The 11,905-nt window shown below is 69.9% G+C and carries 15 protein-coding genes and 1 pseudogene; 9 read left to right on the top strand and 7 right to left on the bottom strand.

The genetic code is table 11. The features are described 5' to 3' along the window. Positions 1-18 precede the first annotated feature (18 nt). Positions 19-1,050, bottom strand: a complete 1,032-nt coding sequence (aroF, locus tag ACFFC4_RS04570; protein WP_375498230.1) for a 3-deoxy-7-phosphoheptulonate synthase — start codon at positions 1,048-1,050, stop codon at positions 19-21. Positions 1,051-1,184: 134 nt separating this feature from the next. On the opposite strand from aroF, the gene ACFFC4_RS04565 reads away from it, so the two are divergent. Next, positions 1,185-2,111: a hypothetical protein gene (locus ACFFC4_RS04565; RefSeq protein WP_375498228.1), complete on the top strand. Its 927-nt coding sequence runs from the start codon at positions 1,185-1,187 to the stop codon at positions 2,109-2,111. A gap of 16 nt (positions 2,112-2,127) precedes the next feature. Here the strand turns inward: ACFFC4_RS04565 and pknB are convergent, their stop codons facing one another. Continuing rightward, a complete protein-coding gene (gene pknB / locus ACFFC4_RS04560; RefSeq protein WP_375498226.1) occupies positions 2,128-4,140 on the bottom strand; it encodes a Stk1 family PASTA domain-containing Ser/Thr kinase in 2,013 nt (670 codons plus the stop codon). A gap of 93 nt (positions 4,141-4,233) precedes the next feature. Between pknB and ACFFC4_RS04555 the strand changes: the two genes are divergently transcribed. The 5 genes from ACFFC4_RS04555 to ACFFC4_RS04535 all read left to right on the top strand — a co-directional run bounded on the left by ACFFC4_RS04555 (position 4,234) and on the right by ACFFC4_RS04535 (position 6,882). Next, entirely contained in the window at positions 4,234-5,052 is an 819-nt protein-coding gene (locus tag ACFFC4_RS04555; protein ID WP_375498224.1) for a spermidine synthase, read from the top strand. Beyond that, positions 5,037-5,816, top strand: coding sequence for a class I SAM-dependent methyltransferase (locus ACFFC4_RS04550; RefSeq protein WP_375498222.1), 780 nt, complete (start codon positions 5,037-5,039; stop codon positions 5,814-5,816). The genes ACFFC4_RS04555 and ACFFC4_RS04550 overlap by 16 nt, the downstream gene beginning before the upstream one ends. Before the next feature lie 71 nt (positions 5,817-5,887). Then, entirely contained in the window at positions 5,888-6,217 is a 330-nt protein-coding gene (locus tag ACFFC4_RS04545) for an Rv2175c family DNA-binding protein (RefSeq protein ID WP_375498220.1), read from the top strand. A gap of 6 nt (positions 6,218-6,223) precedes the next feature. Further along, complete coding sequence (locus ACFFC4_RS04540; protein ID WP_375498218.1) at positions 6,224-6,553, top strand: lycopene cyclase domain-containing protein; 330 nt, start codon at positions 6,224-6,226, stop codon at positions 6,551-6,553. Beyond that, complete coding sequence (locus tag ACFFC4_RS04535; protein ID WP_375498216.1) at positions 6,550-6,882, top strand: lycopene cyclase domain-containing protein; 333 nt, start codon at positions 6,550-6,552, stop codon at positions 6,880-6,882. Before ACFFC4_RS04540 ends, ACFFC4_RS04535 begins: the two co-directional genes overlap by 4 nt. Here ACFFC4_RS04535 and ACFFC4_RS04530 read toward each other — a convergent pair. Then, positions 6,803-7,780 (bottom strand): phytoene/squalene synthase family protein, encoded by a 978-nt coding sequence (locus tag ACFFC4_RS04530; RefSeq protein WP_375498214.1) that lies wholly within the window; start codon positions 7,778-7,780, stop codon positions 6,803-6,805. The genes ACFFC4_RS04535 and ACFFC4_RS04530 overlap by 80 nt on opposite strands. Positions 7,781-7,800: 20 nt before the next feature. On the opposite strand from ACFFC4_RS04530, the gene metF reads away from it, so the two are divergent. Continuing rightward, positions 7,801-8,682: a methylenetetrahydrofolate reductase [NAD(P)H] gene (gene metF / locus ACFFC4_RS04525; protein ID WP_375498212.1), complete on the top strand. Its 882-nt coding sequence runs from the start codon at positions 7,801-7,803 to the stop codon at positions 8,680-8,682. Here the strand turns inward: metF and ACFFC4_RS04520 are convergent. Continuing rightward, positions 8,669-9,244 carry a GNAT family N-acetyltransferase gene (locus ACFFC4_RS04520; protein ID WP_375498210.1) on the bottom strand — a complete coding sequence of 192 codons (576 nt, stop codon included), beginning with the start codon at positions 9,242-9,244 and terminating at the stop codon, positions 8,669-8,671. The genes metF and ACFFC4_RS04520 overlap by 14 nt on opposite strands. A 46-nt stretch (positions 9,245-9,290) precedes the next feature. Next, positions 9,291-9,758 (bottom strand): YbaK/EbsC family protein, encoded by a 468-nt coding sequence (locus ACFFC4_RS04515; protein WP_375498208.1) that lies wholly within the window; start codon positions 9,756-9,758, stop codon positions 9,291-9,293. Between the two features lie 22 nt (positions 9,759-9,780). Here ACFFC4_RS04515 and ACFFC4_RS04510 point away from each other — a divergent pair. Together ACFFC4_RS04510 and ACFFC4_RS04505 are read left to right on the top strand one after the other, a co-directional pair. After that, a pseudogene (locus ACFFC4_RS04510) lies at positions 9,781-10,275 on the top strand (phosphotransferase); the annotation flags it as partial. 106 nt (positions 10,276-10,381) lie between these two features. Beyond that, positions 10,382-10,549 (top strand): hypothetical protein, encoded by a 168-nt coding sequence (locus ACFFC4_RS04505; RefSeq protein ID WP_375498635.1) that lies wholly within the window; start codon positions 10,382-10,384, stop codon positions 10,547-10,549. Between the two features lie 12 nt (positions 10,550-10,561). Here ACFFC4_RS04505 and ACFFC4_RS04500 read toward each other — a convergent pair whose 3' ends face one another. Together ACFFC4_RS04500 and ACFFC4_RS04495 are read right to left on the bottom strand one after the other, a co-directional pair. Then, positions 10,562-11,299, bottom strand: coding sequence for an FAD-binding oxidoreductase (locus ACFFC4_RS04500; protein WP_375498206.1), 738 nt, complete (start codon positions 11,297-11,299; stop codon positions 10,562-10,564). Further along, the gene (locus ACFFC4_RS04495; protein ID WP_375498204.1) at positions 11,292-11,897 is read right to left on the bottom strand and encodes a sulfite oxidase-like oxidoreductase; all 606 of its coding nucleotides are present in this window, start codon (positions 11,895-11,897) and stop codon (positions 11,292-11,294) included. Before ACFFC4_RS04495 ends, ACFFC4_RS04500 begins: the two co-directional genes overlap by 8 nt. Positions 11,898-11,905: the final 8 nt, after the last annotated feature.

Raw genomic sequence — 11,905 nt, 5'->3', positions numbered from 1 at the left:
TGATCAGCGAGGGCGAGGTCAGCTGGCCAGATTGGCGGCCGAGGTTCGGCCCAGGGCCGGCGGGATCGTGACGACGGCCTTGGCCAGCTCGTCGAGGACGTCGCCGAACAGTGCCTGGGCGCCGTCGCACAGCGCGGTCTCGGGGGTGGGGTGGACGTCGACCATGACGCCGTCAGCGCCGGCGGCCATGCCGGCGCGGGCCAGCGGGACGACGAGGTCGCGGCGACCGGCCGCGTGTGACGGGTCGACGATGACGGGCAGGTGCGAGAGCCGCTGCATCATCGGCACCGCGGAGACGTCGAGCATGTTGCGGATGGCCGGCTCGAAGGAGCGAACGCCTCGCTCGCACAGCACGATGTCGAGATTGCCGCGTTGGGCGATGTACTCGGCGGCCATCAGCCATTCCTCGTAGGTGGCGGTCAGTCCGCGTTTGAGCATGACGGGCTTGCCGGACGAGCCGACGGCCTGCAGCAGCCCGAAGTTCTGCATGTTGCGGGTGCCGATCTGCAGCATGTCGGCGTACTGGCAGACGACGTCGACACTCGTCGCATCGACCACCTCTGTGACGATCGGCAATCCGACCTCGTCGCGGACCTCGGCCAGGATGCGCAGGCCGTCGACGCCGAGACCCTGGAACGCGTAGGGCGAGGTGCGCGGCTTGTAGGCGCCGCCGCGCAGCAGGGTCGCGCCGGCACGCTTGGCCATCCGCGCCGACTCGAGCGTCTGCTCGGGTGTCTCGACGGCGCACGGGCCGGCGATGAGGGTGAACGTGTCAGGACCGATGGGCACCCCGCCGACGCGGATCGTGGTGCGCTTCGCGTGATTCTGCGCCGAGACCAGCTTGTACGGCGCGGTGATGCGCATCGTCTCGGCGACGCCGGGCAACCCCTCGGCGCCGAGTGTCTCGAGCACGGCCTCGGTGCCGACAACGCCGATGATCGTGCGCATCACTCCGCGGCTGACGAACGCCTGTCCGTCATGGGCCTCGATGTGGGCGACCACCGTGTCGATGTCATTGTCGGTCGCGCCGGGAGCCATCACGATCACCATGGGCCGCAGGGTATCGAGGTCTGCCTCGCCGACCGCGGCCGCCCGCGCGACCAGCTCATTGTGGTGTGGCGCAACGACCTTCGGGGTAGCGTCCGCATTCACACCAGCCACATGTGATTCCAGGAGTCCAGCCGATGTCTCAGCCGCCCGAGCAGCCCGGCTGGAACCCGCAGCCCGATCCGAATCAGGGCCAGCCCGAGCAGCCCGGCGACTACGGCCAGCAGCCGTACGGACAGCAGCCGTACGGACAGCAGCCCTACGGCCAGCAGCCGTACGGACAGCAGCCCTACGGACAACAGCCCTACGGCCAGCAGCCCTACGGACAACAGCCCTACGGACAACAGCCCTACGGCCAGCAGGGTTACAGCCAGCAGCCGCCCTATGGCGGTGGTGGGTACGGCGGACCGCCGAAGTCCGGTGGCGACAACAACAAGCTCGTCTGGATCATTGCCAGCGCAGTGATCGTCGTGGCTCTGGTCGTCACGCTGATCGTCGTCCTGACCTCCGGCGGCGACGACAAGAAGCAGGCCGGCGGTTCGGGTTCACCTTCGCCAGGTGGCGGCAGCGCAACGAATGTCACCGGGTTCCCGAGCAGCAACGGTTCGGCGAGCGGCGATTTCTCGGGCGAGTCGACGGCCAGCACTGCGACGGGCGCCACGAGCGACACCGGCGGTTCGGGAACCGCGTTGCCGACGTCCGGGACGTCCGCGACACCGTCAACCGGTTACAAGGACCTGAACTGCCCGGTCGGCGAGAAGGCCTCGAGTGCGGTCATCCACCTGACCACGGCGGTCGAGTTCGTCCAGCCCGGCGAGGAGCCCTCGGACTTCAACAAGGACATCTTCGCTGCGTGCGCCACAGAGACGGTCCGGCCCCGGCTGACCGTCCTGTACGGCGAGTCCTTCGGCATTCCCGGCACCGACCTGACCGGCGGCGACGGCGCCGGTGCAGTCGCCCGGTACCGCATGGTTGCCAAGAAGTCCGGCGGCGTCCTGACCATCACGTTCGTCCGGACCGCGGACAACCGCTACGTCTGCACCGACTTCAACTGGCAACCCTGAACGGGGCCGCTGCGGCCTACAGCGTGGTGAGTTCGACGGGTGAGCCCACCAGCACCAACGTGCCGGCTCCAGGGTTCATGGAGTAGACCACCGGATCCGGGCGGACGCCGATCTGCCGGTTCTCGACCGTGAGGCCCAGACCCTCGAGCGTCGCCTTGGCCACTGAGTACGGCGTGCCAACGGCAATGGCGGGCAACTTGACGTTCTGCGGGCCCTTGGACACCACGACGTGGACCACGCTGAACTTCAGCGCGCTGCCGGTGGGGCTGATCGAGACGACCGCGCCGACGGGCACGGTGTCGTTGTAATCGTCGCTGCGATCGACCTTGAAGTTGGCCTTGCGCAGCGCCGCCCTGGCCTCGTCGAACGGGGTGTTCGGGGCGATGTTCGGGATCGTGACGGTCGGCCGCCCTCGCGACACCACGATGGTGACGATCACCCCACTGCGCACCTTCGTACCGGCAGCGGGCGTGGTGCCGATGACCAGGTTGGCCGGCACCGTGTCGCTGTAGCTGAACTTCGGTTGCGGGGCGATGGTCAGCCGGCCGGCCGTGAGCAGTGCCGCCTTGGCCTGGTCCGGGGTCTTGTTCATGACGTTGGGCACCGCGTAGTAGTGCGCGCCCGCGGACAGCGTGATGACCACCGTGTGCCCGGTGGTCAGCCGCGTGCCGCTCGGGGGATCGGTGCTGATCACCAGTCCGGCGGAAATGGTCTCGCTGTACACCGGCCCGGGTTGCATGCGGGCTTTGTAACCCGCGTGCTTCAACTTGGCGATGGCCGCGTCCGGGGACAGAGTTGCGACAGAGGGAACGTGCGCGAAGCGCCAGGTGATGAACGCTTTCGCGCCGAAGAAGGCGCCGGCGCCCAGCGCGATGATCAGCAGGACGACGAGCAGACCCCGGCGCCGGCCACGCTTGCGGGTGCGCTGCCGGGGCGGCGGGATGACGACTGGCGGCGGCGGGGAGCTCTCCTCACGAGGACCCCGCCGGCGTGCGGGGTCCCCGTCGGGGCGCCGGTCGGGGACGACGCTGGTGTCGTGCCGTCCGGGGTTGGCGCGCAGCGCGGCGGTGGTGGCCTCGGCCGGTCCGGTGGGGGTGCGATGGCGTGGCTCGCGGTACTCGACGCGCGGGGTGCGGCGTTGGCGGGCGGGAATGGGAGTGACCGGAAGGCGCAGTTGCGTGCGCACGTCAGCGAGCTCGGCCAGGAACGCGGCGGCATCGGACGGGCGGCCGGACGGGTCGCTGTCGGTGGCGGCCACTACCAGCTCGTCGATCTCCTCCGGGATGCCGCGCGCCCGCGACGACGGTGCGGGCACCCGGCTGTGCACGTGCTGGTAGGCGATATTCATCGCCGAGTCGCCGCGGTACGGCGGGTGCCCCGTCAGAAGCTCGAACAGCACGATGCCTGCGGAGTAGACGTCCGAGCGCGGGTCGGCATTGCCTTTGCTCAGCTGCTCCGGCGGGCAGTAGGCGACGGTGCCCATCATCAGCCCGGTCCGGGTGGACGACGGGTCGGTCTCGACGGCGCGGGCCAGCCCGAAGTCGGCCACCTTCACGACGCTCTCGTCGGACAGCAGGATGTTCTCGGGCTTGACGTCGCGGTGGACGAGGCCGGCGCGGTGTGCGGCGGCCAGCGCGCTGAGCACCGGTTCCATGACCGACACGGCCTCGGCCGGCGCCAGCTTGCCGCGCTCATGGATCAGCTCGCGCAGGGTGCGACCCTCGATGAGCTCCATCACGAGGAACACGTGATGACCGTCGGCGGCGATCTCGTGACCCTGGTCGTAGACCGAGACGGCATTGAGGTGGGTGAGTCGCGCGGCGGCGCGGGCCTCGCGGGCGAAGCGGTCGCTGAAGGCGGGATCAGCGGACAGCGCGGCGTTCATGACCTTGACCGCGACGAGGCGGTCGAGCCGCTCGTCGACGGCCGCATAAACCGTGGACATCCCGCCGCGCGCGACGCGGTCGAGGATGCGGTAGCGACCTTCGAGCTTGCGGCCGACCAGAGGATCTGCGGTCGCCGTCTGCACGCGGCGATTCTACTGGCGTCGCGGCTAATGTTCGTAGGACGCTCCGCGTGTGCTCACCGTTTGGTAAGAAGACCCGGCCGTACCCTGGCCGACGTGGAGCCGGCGGTGGACGAACCAGACGGACAGTCGAGCCGCGTCGAACTGCTCGAGGACCTCAACCGACCTGGCGGTTACCTGCTGCTCATCGACCGCGTGCGGCAGTCGTACGTCGACCTCGAGGACCCCACTTTCCTGGACTTCGACTACGTCGAGAGTTTCGCGGACGTGCTCGCCGCGCTGCCCGACGGGCCACTTGCCGTCACCCACATCGGCGGTGGTGCCTGCACCTTGGCCCGGTGGGTGGCGGTCACCAGGCCCGGGTCGCCGCAGATCGTCCTGGAACCCGACACCACGGTCACCGAGCTCGTCCGCGCCCGGCTGCCGTTCCCGCGCGGCGCGCGAATCCGGGTGCGGGCGGCCGACGGTCGCGCCGGCGTTGAAACGCTCAAGGACGGGAGCGCTGACGTCATAGTGTTGGATGCGTTCCACGGCGGCCGCGTGCCGCCCGAGTTGACGACGCTGGAGTTCCTGACGGACGTGGCGCGGGTTTTGAAGCCGACCGGCGTGCTGCTCGCCAACCTCGCCGACGGGCCGCCGCTGCGCTACGCGGCGCGGGTCGTCGAGACCGCTCGCCAGGTGCTCCCGGAACTCCTTGTCGTTGCCGACCCGTCGGTCGTAAAACGGCGTCGCTTCGGCAACATCGTGCTGGTGGCGTCGGCGACGCCCCTGCCCGCGGACGACATCCGTCGCGCCGGGGCGCGGGCGGCGTTCCCGCGCGGAGTGGTGACCTCGCTCGGCGGCGGCAAGATCCTCACCGACGACGACCGGATGCGCTCACCCGAACCGCCGGAGGACACGTGGCGAGTCCAGTAGGCGACGGGGCCTTTCGCGATCGGCGGCGCGCCGAGTCCTTCGGCGCGATCGCCGAGCAGTACGACCGGGCCCGGCCGGCATATCCCGCCGCGTTGTTCGACGAGCTGGCCACCCTCGGGGGTACCGAGGTCCTCGATGTCGGTTGCGGGACGGGCAAGGCGGCGGTGCAACTGGCCGCGCGGGGCATGCGGGTACTGGGTGTCGAGGTCGACCCGGGCATGGCGGCGGTCGCGCGCACGCACGGCGTCGAGGTCGAGGTCTGTCCATTCGAGGAGTGGGACGACCGCGGGCGCACGTTCGACCTGGTGACGAGCGCGCAGGCGTGGCACTGGGTCGATCCCTACGCCGGTGCCCACAAGGCGTTCCGGGTGCTCCGCCCGGATGGCACCGTCGCGCTGTTCTGGAATGTCCATGCGATCGCGCCGGAGCTGCGGGAGCGCTTCGACGCCGTCTACGAGTGGCACGCGCCGATCCTGCTCGGGCGCATGAACGGTCTCGCCAGTCGCGGGTCGAGGTCAGCCGAGCACGCCCGGCCGGGCCTGGAGGCCGCCGGCTTCACCGACAGCTGCGAACGGCGCTACGACTGGCTGCAGACCTACACCCGCGCAGAGTGGCTCGACCTGCTGGTCACGTTCAGCGATCACCAGCTGCTGGCCGAACCGGCCAGGACCGAGCTGCTGTCGGCGCTCGGCGACGCCGTCGACGAGCTGGGCGGGACGTTAACCGTCGAGTACTCGACCTTGGTGCTGCTCGCCCGCCGCTGACCCGATCGCCGGGCGGGGGCCAGGGCAGCCCGCCACCGGATTCCCTCGAAGCGCTCTGGCAGGCTGGGGGCATGGACCTGCTGACATTCGACGAGGCAGCCCTTGCGCTCGGCTGCCGGGTCACCAGGGTCACCCAACTGATCCGCGACGGGGACCTCGTCGCCGGCCGCGATCCTGAGACCGGCCGACGCGGGGTGCCGGCCGACATGATCATCGACGGTGGGGTGGTGAAGTCCCTGCCCGCGGTGATCACGCTGCTGCGCGACGCCCGCTACGCCGACGAGGAGATCCTCGACTGGCTGGCGCGCGAGGACGACTCGTTGCCCGGCACGCCGATCCAGGCCCTGCGTGAGAACCGCGGCACCGAGGTCAAGCGACGTGCCCAGGTCGCCGGCTTCTGACCAGCCGTGCATCTCATCTATCTGGCCATCCTGGCCGCCTGCCTGTTCGGCACCGCCCCGCTCGAGGTGGTGCTGCACGTCGGCGTCTACCGGCAAAGGCGGCGCCTGGCTCTGACGGTGCTGCCGGTCGCCGCCGTCTTCGTCGTATGGGATGTGCTCGAGATCCGGGCCGGCGCATGGCACTACGACAGCGCCTACCTCGTCGGCGTCACGTTGCCGGGGTCGCTGCCGCTCGAAGAACTCTTGTTCTTCCTCGTCATTCCCGTGTGCGCCGTGCTCACGCTGGAGGCGGTGCGGGTCCGCAAACCGCACTGGCTCATCGGGGACGAGCAGTGACGTACACGCTCGCGGCGCTGCTCGGGGTCGGCATCGCGGCCCTGCTCGACCTCGTCGTCGTTCGCACGCGACTGCTGTTGCGCAAGGCGTTCTGGACCGCGTACGCGATCATGGTGTTCTTCCAGCTTGTGGTGAACGGTCTGCTGACCGGGTTGGGGATCGTGCGCTACCGGCATAACCAGATCATCGGCGTGCACATCGCTTACGCTCCCATCGAGGATCTGTTCTTCGGCTTCGCGCTGATCCTGCTCACCTTGACGCTGTGGGTAAGGGCGGGACGCTCGTCTGTGTCCCGCGCCGAGCCCGCACCGCGCCGCGCAGGGCGTTGAGCCCGACCGTCGCGCGACGCCGTTGACCGACCCGAAGCCGGGTCGAGAAGACGTCGTAATCGGCCTGCTCGATCTCGGCCAGGATCTCGGAGTACAGCGTCAACGCGGCCCGCAGGCAGTCCTGCGAGGTCGGGTGCACCAGCTCGATACCCGGCGCAGCCGCGGCGTACAGCCCCCGCGTCCGCTCGATCTCGAAGGCCAGCAGGTTGCGAATGGACTCGTCGACCACGCCGCGGCGCAGCCGGTCGGCGTCAACGCCGAACATGTCGAGCGTCTCCTGGGGCAGGTAGATCCGGCCACGGCGCAGGTCCTCGGCGACGTCGCGCAGGAAGTTCGTCATCTGGAAGGCGAGCCCGAGGTCGATGGCATGCGCCTCGATGACGTCCCATCGCACGTCCTCGTCGCGCCGACCGAGCAGCGGCACCATCTGCAACCCGATCACCGCCGCTGAACCCCACATGTAGGTGCGCAGGTCGTCGTAGGTGGGGTAGCTGCGGATGGTGAGGTCCATGCGCATCGAGTCGAGGAAGTCGGCGAAGTAGCTGTGCGGGATCGACCAGCGCGCCACGGTGTCGAGCAGCGCGCGGCTGATCGGATCGGAGGTCTCACCCCAGTCCAGGTCGAGGAGGAATTCCTCGCTCCATCGCGTCAGCCGCTCGGCCCGCTCGGCGTCGGTGAGCAGAGGCGTGACGTCGACGATGTCATCGACGTGCCGGGCGAAGCCGTACAGGGCGTGCACGAACGGTCGCTTCGCCGCCGGCAGCAGAAGGGTGGCCAGATGGAACGTCTTGCCGTGCTCGGCGGCCAGCGCCCGGCAGCGGGTGTAGCTGCTGCGCAGCGCCGCGCCCTCTATCCCGGCGGCGTCCTGTTCCCTCGTGGCGGCCACCGTGATTCGCACCCTGTCATTATCCTCATCCCATGCGCACCGTTCGGGACTGCCTGGCCGAGCCCGGCCCCACGATCTCGTTCGAGTTCATGCCGCCCAAGACGCCTGCGGACGAGCGGCGGATCTGGAAGACGATCCGCGAGCTCGAGCCGCTGCGGCCCTCGTTCGTGTCGGTGACCTACGGAGCCGGTGGTTCGACGCGCGACAACACGATCGCGGTCACGGAACGCATCGCCCAGGACACCACCCTCACCCCGGTGGCGCACCTGACCGCCGTCGACCATTCCGTCAGCGAGCTGCGCGGCATCGTCGGACGGCTCGCCGCCGGCGGTATCAACAATCTGCTGGCGCTGCGGGGCGACCCGCCGGGCGACGTCAACGGTGAGTGGCGCAAGCACACCGACGGCGTCGAGTACGCCTCCGAGCTCGTAGAACTGATCGCCAACGCAGGAGACTTCTGCGTCGGCGTCGCAGCCTTCCCGTACAAGCACCCGCGGTCGGCATCGGTCGAGGCCGACACCCAGATGCTGGTCGCCAAGTGCAAGGCCGGGGCCGACTACGCCATCACCCAAATGGTGTTCGACGCCGACGACTACCTGCGGCTGCGCGACCGCGTCGCCGCGGCCGGCTGCGACACCCCGATCATCCCGGGCGTCATGCCGGTGACGACCATGAGCACCATCCACCGGTCCGAACAGTTGTCCGGCGCACCGTTCCCGGCCCACCTGCTCACGCAGTTCGAGGCCGTCCACGACGATGCGCCTGCTGTCCGGGCATTGGGTATCACCCAAGGCATCGCGCTGGCGCAGCGTTTGCTCGACGAGGGCGCGCCGGGCCTGCACTTCATCACCATGAACTTCTCGAAAGCCACCCGCGAGGTCATGGCCGAGCTGTCAATCCCTACCCGGGTTTGACAAGCAGCGGGAGCCGCGCGCCGAGCACCGCGAACGGCCGCCCGTCCCCCGGGAACAGGTAGTTGCGGGCCAGGTCGACGAAGCCGGTATCGCGGTAGAGCCGGAACGCGCGGGTGTCGGAGTCCGGCGTTGACAGCAGCATGGCGGTGTGCGGCAGGGAACCGGCCAGCTCCGCCAGCACCTGCCGCCCGATACCTGAGCCTTGATAGCCAGGCAGGACGTGCAGCTCGGACAGCTCGAAGGCATTCTCGAGCCACGACTCGGACCCCTCACGGACAAGCGCCCGCCGCACGAGGTCGTGCCACCACTGGCCCGGGCGCGTCGTGTAGCCGTAACCGAAGCCGACGAGTTCGCCGTCCTCGGTGACGGCGGCCCGGCAGGCGAAGCCCGACAGCCCGGCGTGCTTGCGGGCGCTGACCGCACGCTGGGTCCCGGTGTGGTTCGGATAGCGCATGGCCTCGACGTAGATACGCATGGCGTCGTCGAGGTGCGCCAGGAATTGCGCCGAGCTCCACGTCTCGACGTGGGTGCCCCCGACCGAGGGCACATCGGCGGGGCGCATGGGTCGATCGTGCCCCACTCGGCGGGCGATGCGTAGCAACCGGGGTTCAGGCGACCTCAGCCGGCGCTCCACCGGTCAGCGCCACGAGCTCGGCGAAGGTGGTCGGGAAGACGGCGTGCGGGATGCCACCGGCCGCCCAGACAACGTCGAACTCGCGCAGGGCGACATCGACGACGGTCCGCAGTGGGGCCGGGTGACCGACGGGTGCGACCCCGCCGATGCGCCGGCCGGTGGCGGCGTGGACGAAATCCGGGCTGGCGCGGTGCAGCGCCGTCGTGCCGCCGAGCGCGGCGACCTTGCCGGTGTCGAAGCGGTGCGCGCCGCTCGTCAGCACGAGCAGGGGTTCGTCCTCGACGGTGGCGAAGACCAGCGAGTTGGCGATCGCGCCGACCTCGACGCCGACGAGGGTTGCCGCCGCGGCCGCGGTCGGCGCGGCCTCGTCGAGCACACGCACCCGGCCGGGGACACCTGCGGCCGTCAGAATCCCGTCGACGGCGACGCAGTTGGGATGCACACGGCGCAACCTAGCGCCCGGCGTGACCGCTCAGCAGCCCATCAGATGGGATGGGACGGTGTCACTGCACCCGAACGAGCTCAGGATCGACGATCGATTGGTCCGAGCTCTCATCACCCGGGAGGTTCCTGCCTTTGCCGACCGACCGGTAAGCCGACTGGGTGCGTCCGGATCGGACAATGCATTGTTCCGGTTGGGCGGCGACCTGCTGGTGCGGCTCCCGCGTCAGCCGGGCGGTTCGGCCATGGTGACGAAGGAGGTCCGCTGGCTACCGCACGTTGCCGCCGGGCTGCCCGTCGCCGTCCCGGAGATCGTGGCCGTCGGGGAACCTGGCTTCGGCTACCCGGAGCGATGGTCCATCGTGCGGTGGCTCGACGGGCACGCCCCCGACCAGGCGTTTCGAGCCGGTAGCCCGGAGGAGTTCGCCCGCGATCTGGCGGCGATGGTCCGCACACTGCGGGAGCTGCCCGTCCCTGACGCCGCGTTGCACGACCCGCAGTTGTGGGGGTACCGCGCCGGGCCGCTGGCCGCGATCGACGACGACATTCAGCGCTATCTGCGTCGGCGACCCGACGGTCGACCTGATTGCCGCGTGGGCATTATTCGATGCCGGTCAGCGTGCTGTGTTCCGGGCCGCCGTCGACGTCGACGAATTGAGCTGGCTGCGGGGTCGCGCGTGGGCGCTGGCGATCGCCGTGATGACGTTCCCGTACTACTGGCGGACGATGCCGGACCGCTGCGCCGATCGCGTCGCGGTGGCCCGCCGCGTGCTGGCCGACGCCGCATCCTGAGTGTCGGCCGCGTCAGCCGCTCGGGCCGAAACTCTCGATCCGGATGCGGTGCACGTCGACACCGCACTCGGTGAGCAGGCGTACTGCGGCGCCGGTGAAGGCCGTCGAGCCGCACACCAGGCACGGTCCGCTCGGCGGTACCAGCGCCGCGAGTTCCGCGCCGGCAATCCGTGCGGCCGCTCGGCCGCTGGGGGAGTCCGCACGGGACAGCACGAGGAGTGCGCCGGCTGCGGTGAACTCGTCGGCGTAGGGCAGCTCGGCGAGCGTGCGCGCGGACACCGCGAGCCGGACGAGTTCTGGCCGTCCGACGCGCACCGCGTGCCGCAGCATCGACACGATCGGCACCACCCCTGAGCCGCCTGCCACGCCGAGCATCGGCTCGGTGGCCGTCCACACGAACCAGCCGCCGATCGGGCCGCGGATCTCGAGCTCGTCGCCCGGCTCGACGACGTCGGCAAGATAGCCGGAGACCTCGCCGTCGGCGAGCCGCTCGATCCAGAATTCGAGCAGCGGGTCGGCGGGGTCGGACGCGATCGAGTACGAGCGTTGTGCGGTGTAACCGTCCTCGGCGGTCAGCCGGATGACGTAGTGCTGCCCGGGCCAGTGGTCGACGCGGTCGGGGACGTCGAGGCGCAGCCGCACCCCGAAGCGCGTGGGGTGCGAGACCTCGCGCACGACGGCCGTGCGCCAGCCGCCCGCGGGGGCCCGACGCAGCCCGCGAGACTGCTCGTCAGAATCGAGCTCAGTCACCCTGATAGCGCTGCTCGAGCCACGGGTCGCCGAGGTCGTGGTAGCCGTTGCGCTCCCAGAACCCCTGCTGGTCGTGGTCGAGCAGCGTCAGCTTGGTGACCCACTTGGCGCTCTTCCAGAAGTACAGCCGGGGGACGAGCAGACGCACCGGGCCGCCGTGTTCGCGGGAGAGTGGCTGCCCCTCGTGCGTCCACACCACCCAGGCCTTGCCGTCGCGGAGCTCACCGAGCGGCAGGTTGGTCGTGTAGCCGGTCGTCGCAGTGACGAAGACGTGCGTCGCGGTGGGCAGCGGGTCGACGACGTCGAGCAGCAGGTCCAGGCTGATCCCGCCGAAGCGGGTGTCGAACTTCGACCACGTCGTAACGCAGTGGATGTCGCCCCGGTACTCGGACGCCGGCAGCTGGTGCAGGTCCTGCCACGTCCAGGTGTGCTCGTTGCCGACGAGGCCGTCGAGGGTGAGCGTCCAGGTGTCGGGGCGGACGACCGGTGTTGCCTCGGCGGTCAGGACCGGAAAGTCCCGGCCGACGTCGTACTGCCCGGGCGGCAGCTTGCCGGCCGGCTCGGGCCGACGCCGGCCCACGAATCCGCGAGTAGCCACGAGAACCC

Origin of the sequence: uncultured Jatrophihabitans sp. (assembly GCF_964244045.1) — a bacterium.
In the GTDB taxonomy this organism is placed as follows: domain Bacteria; phylum Actinomycetota; class Actinomycetes; order Mycobacteriales; family Jatrophihabitantaceae; genus Jatrophihabitans.
Note: the sequence above shows the minus strand (reverse complement) of the source record. Positions and strands in the feature narration are given on the sequence as shown.

Bases quoted from the DNA above. Each gene is read 5' to 3' on its own strand.
- aroF (WP_375498230.1), bottom strand. From the start codon at position 1,050: ATGGTGATCGTGATGGCTCCCGGCGCGACCGACAATGACATCGACACG.
- ACFFC4_RS04565 (WP_375498228.1), top strand. From the start codon at position 1,185: ATGTCTCAGCCGCCCGAGCAGCCCGGCTGGAACCCGCAGCCCGATCCG.
- ACFFC4_RS04545 (WP_375498220.1), top strand. From the start codon at position 5,888: ATGGACCTGCTGACATTCGACGAGGCAGCCCTTGCGCTCGGCTGCCGG.
- metF (WP_375498212.1), top strand. From the start codon at position 7,801: ATGCGCACCGTTCGGGACTGCCTGGCCGAGCCCGGCCCCACGATCTCG.
- ACFFC4_RS04520 (WP_375498210.1), bottom strand. From the start codon at position 9,244: ATGCGCCCCGCCGATGTGCCCTCGGTCGGGGGCACCCACGTCGAGACG.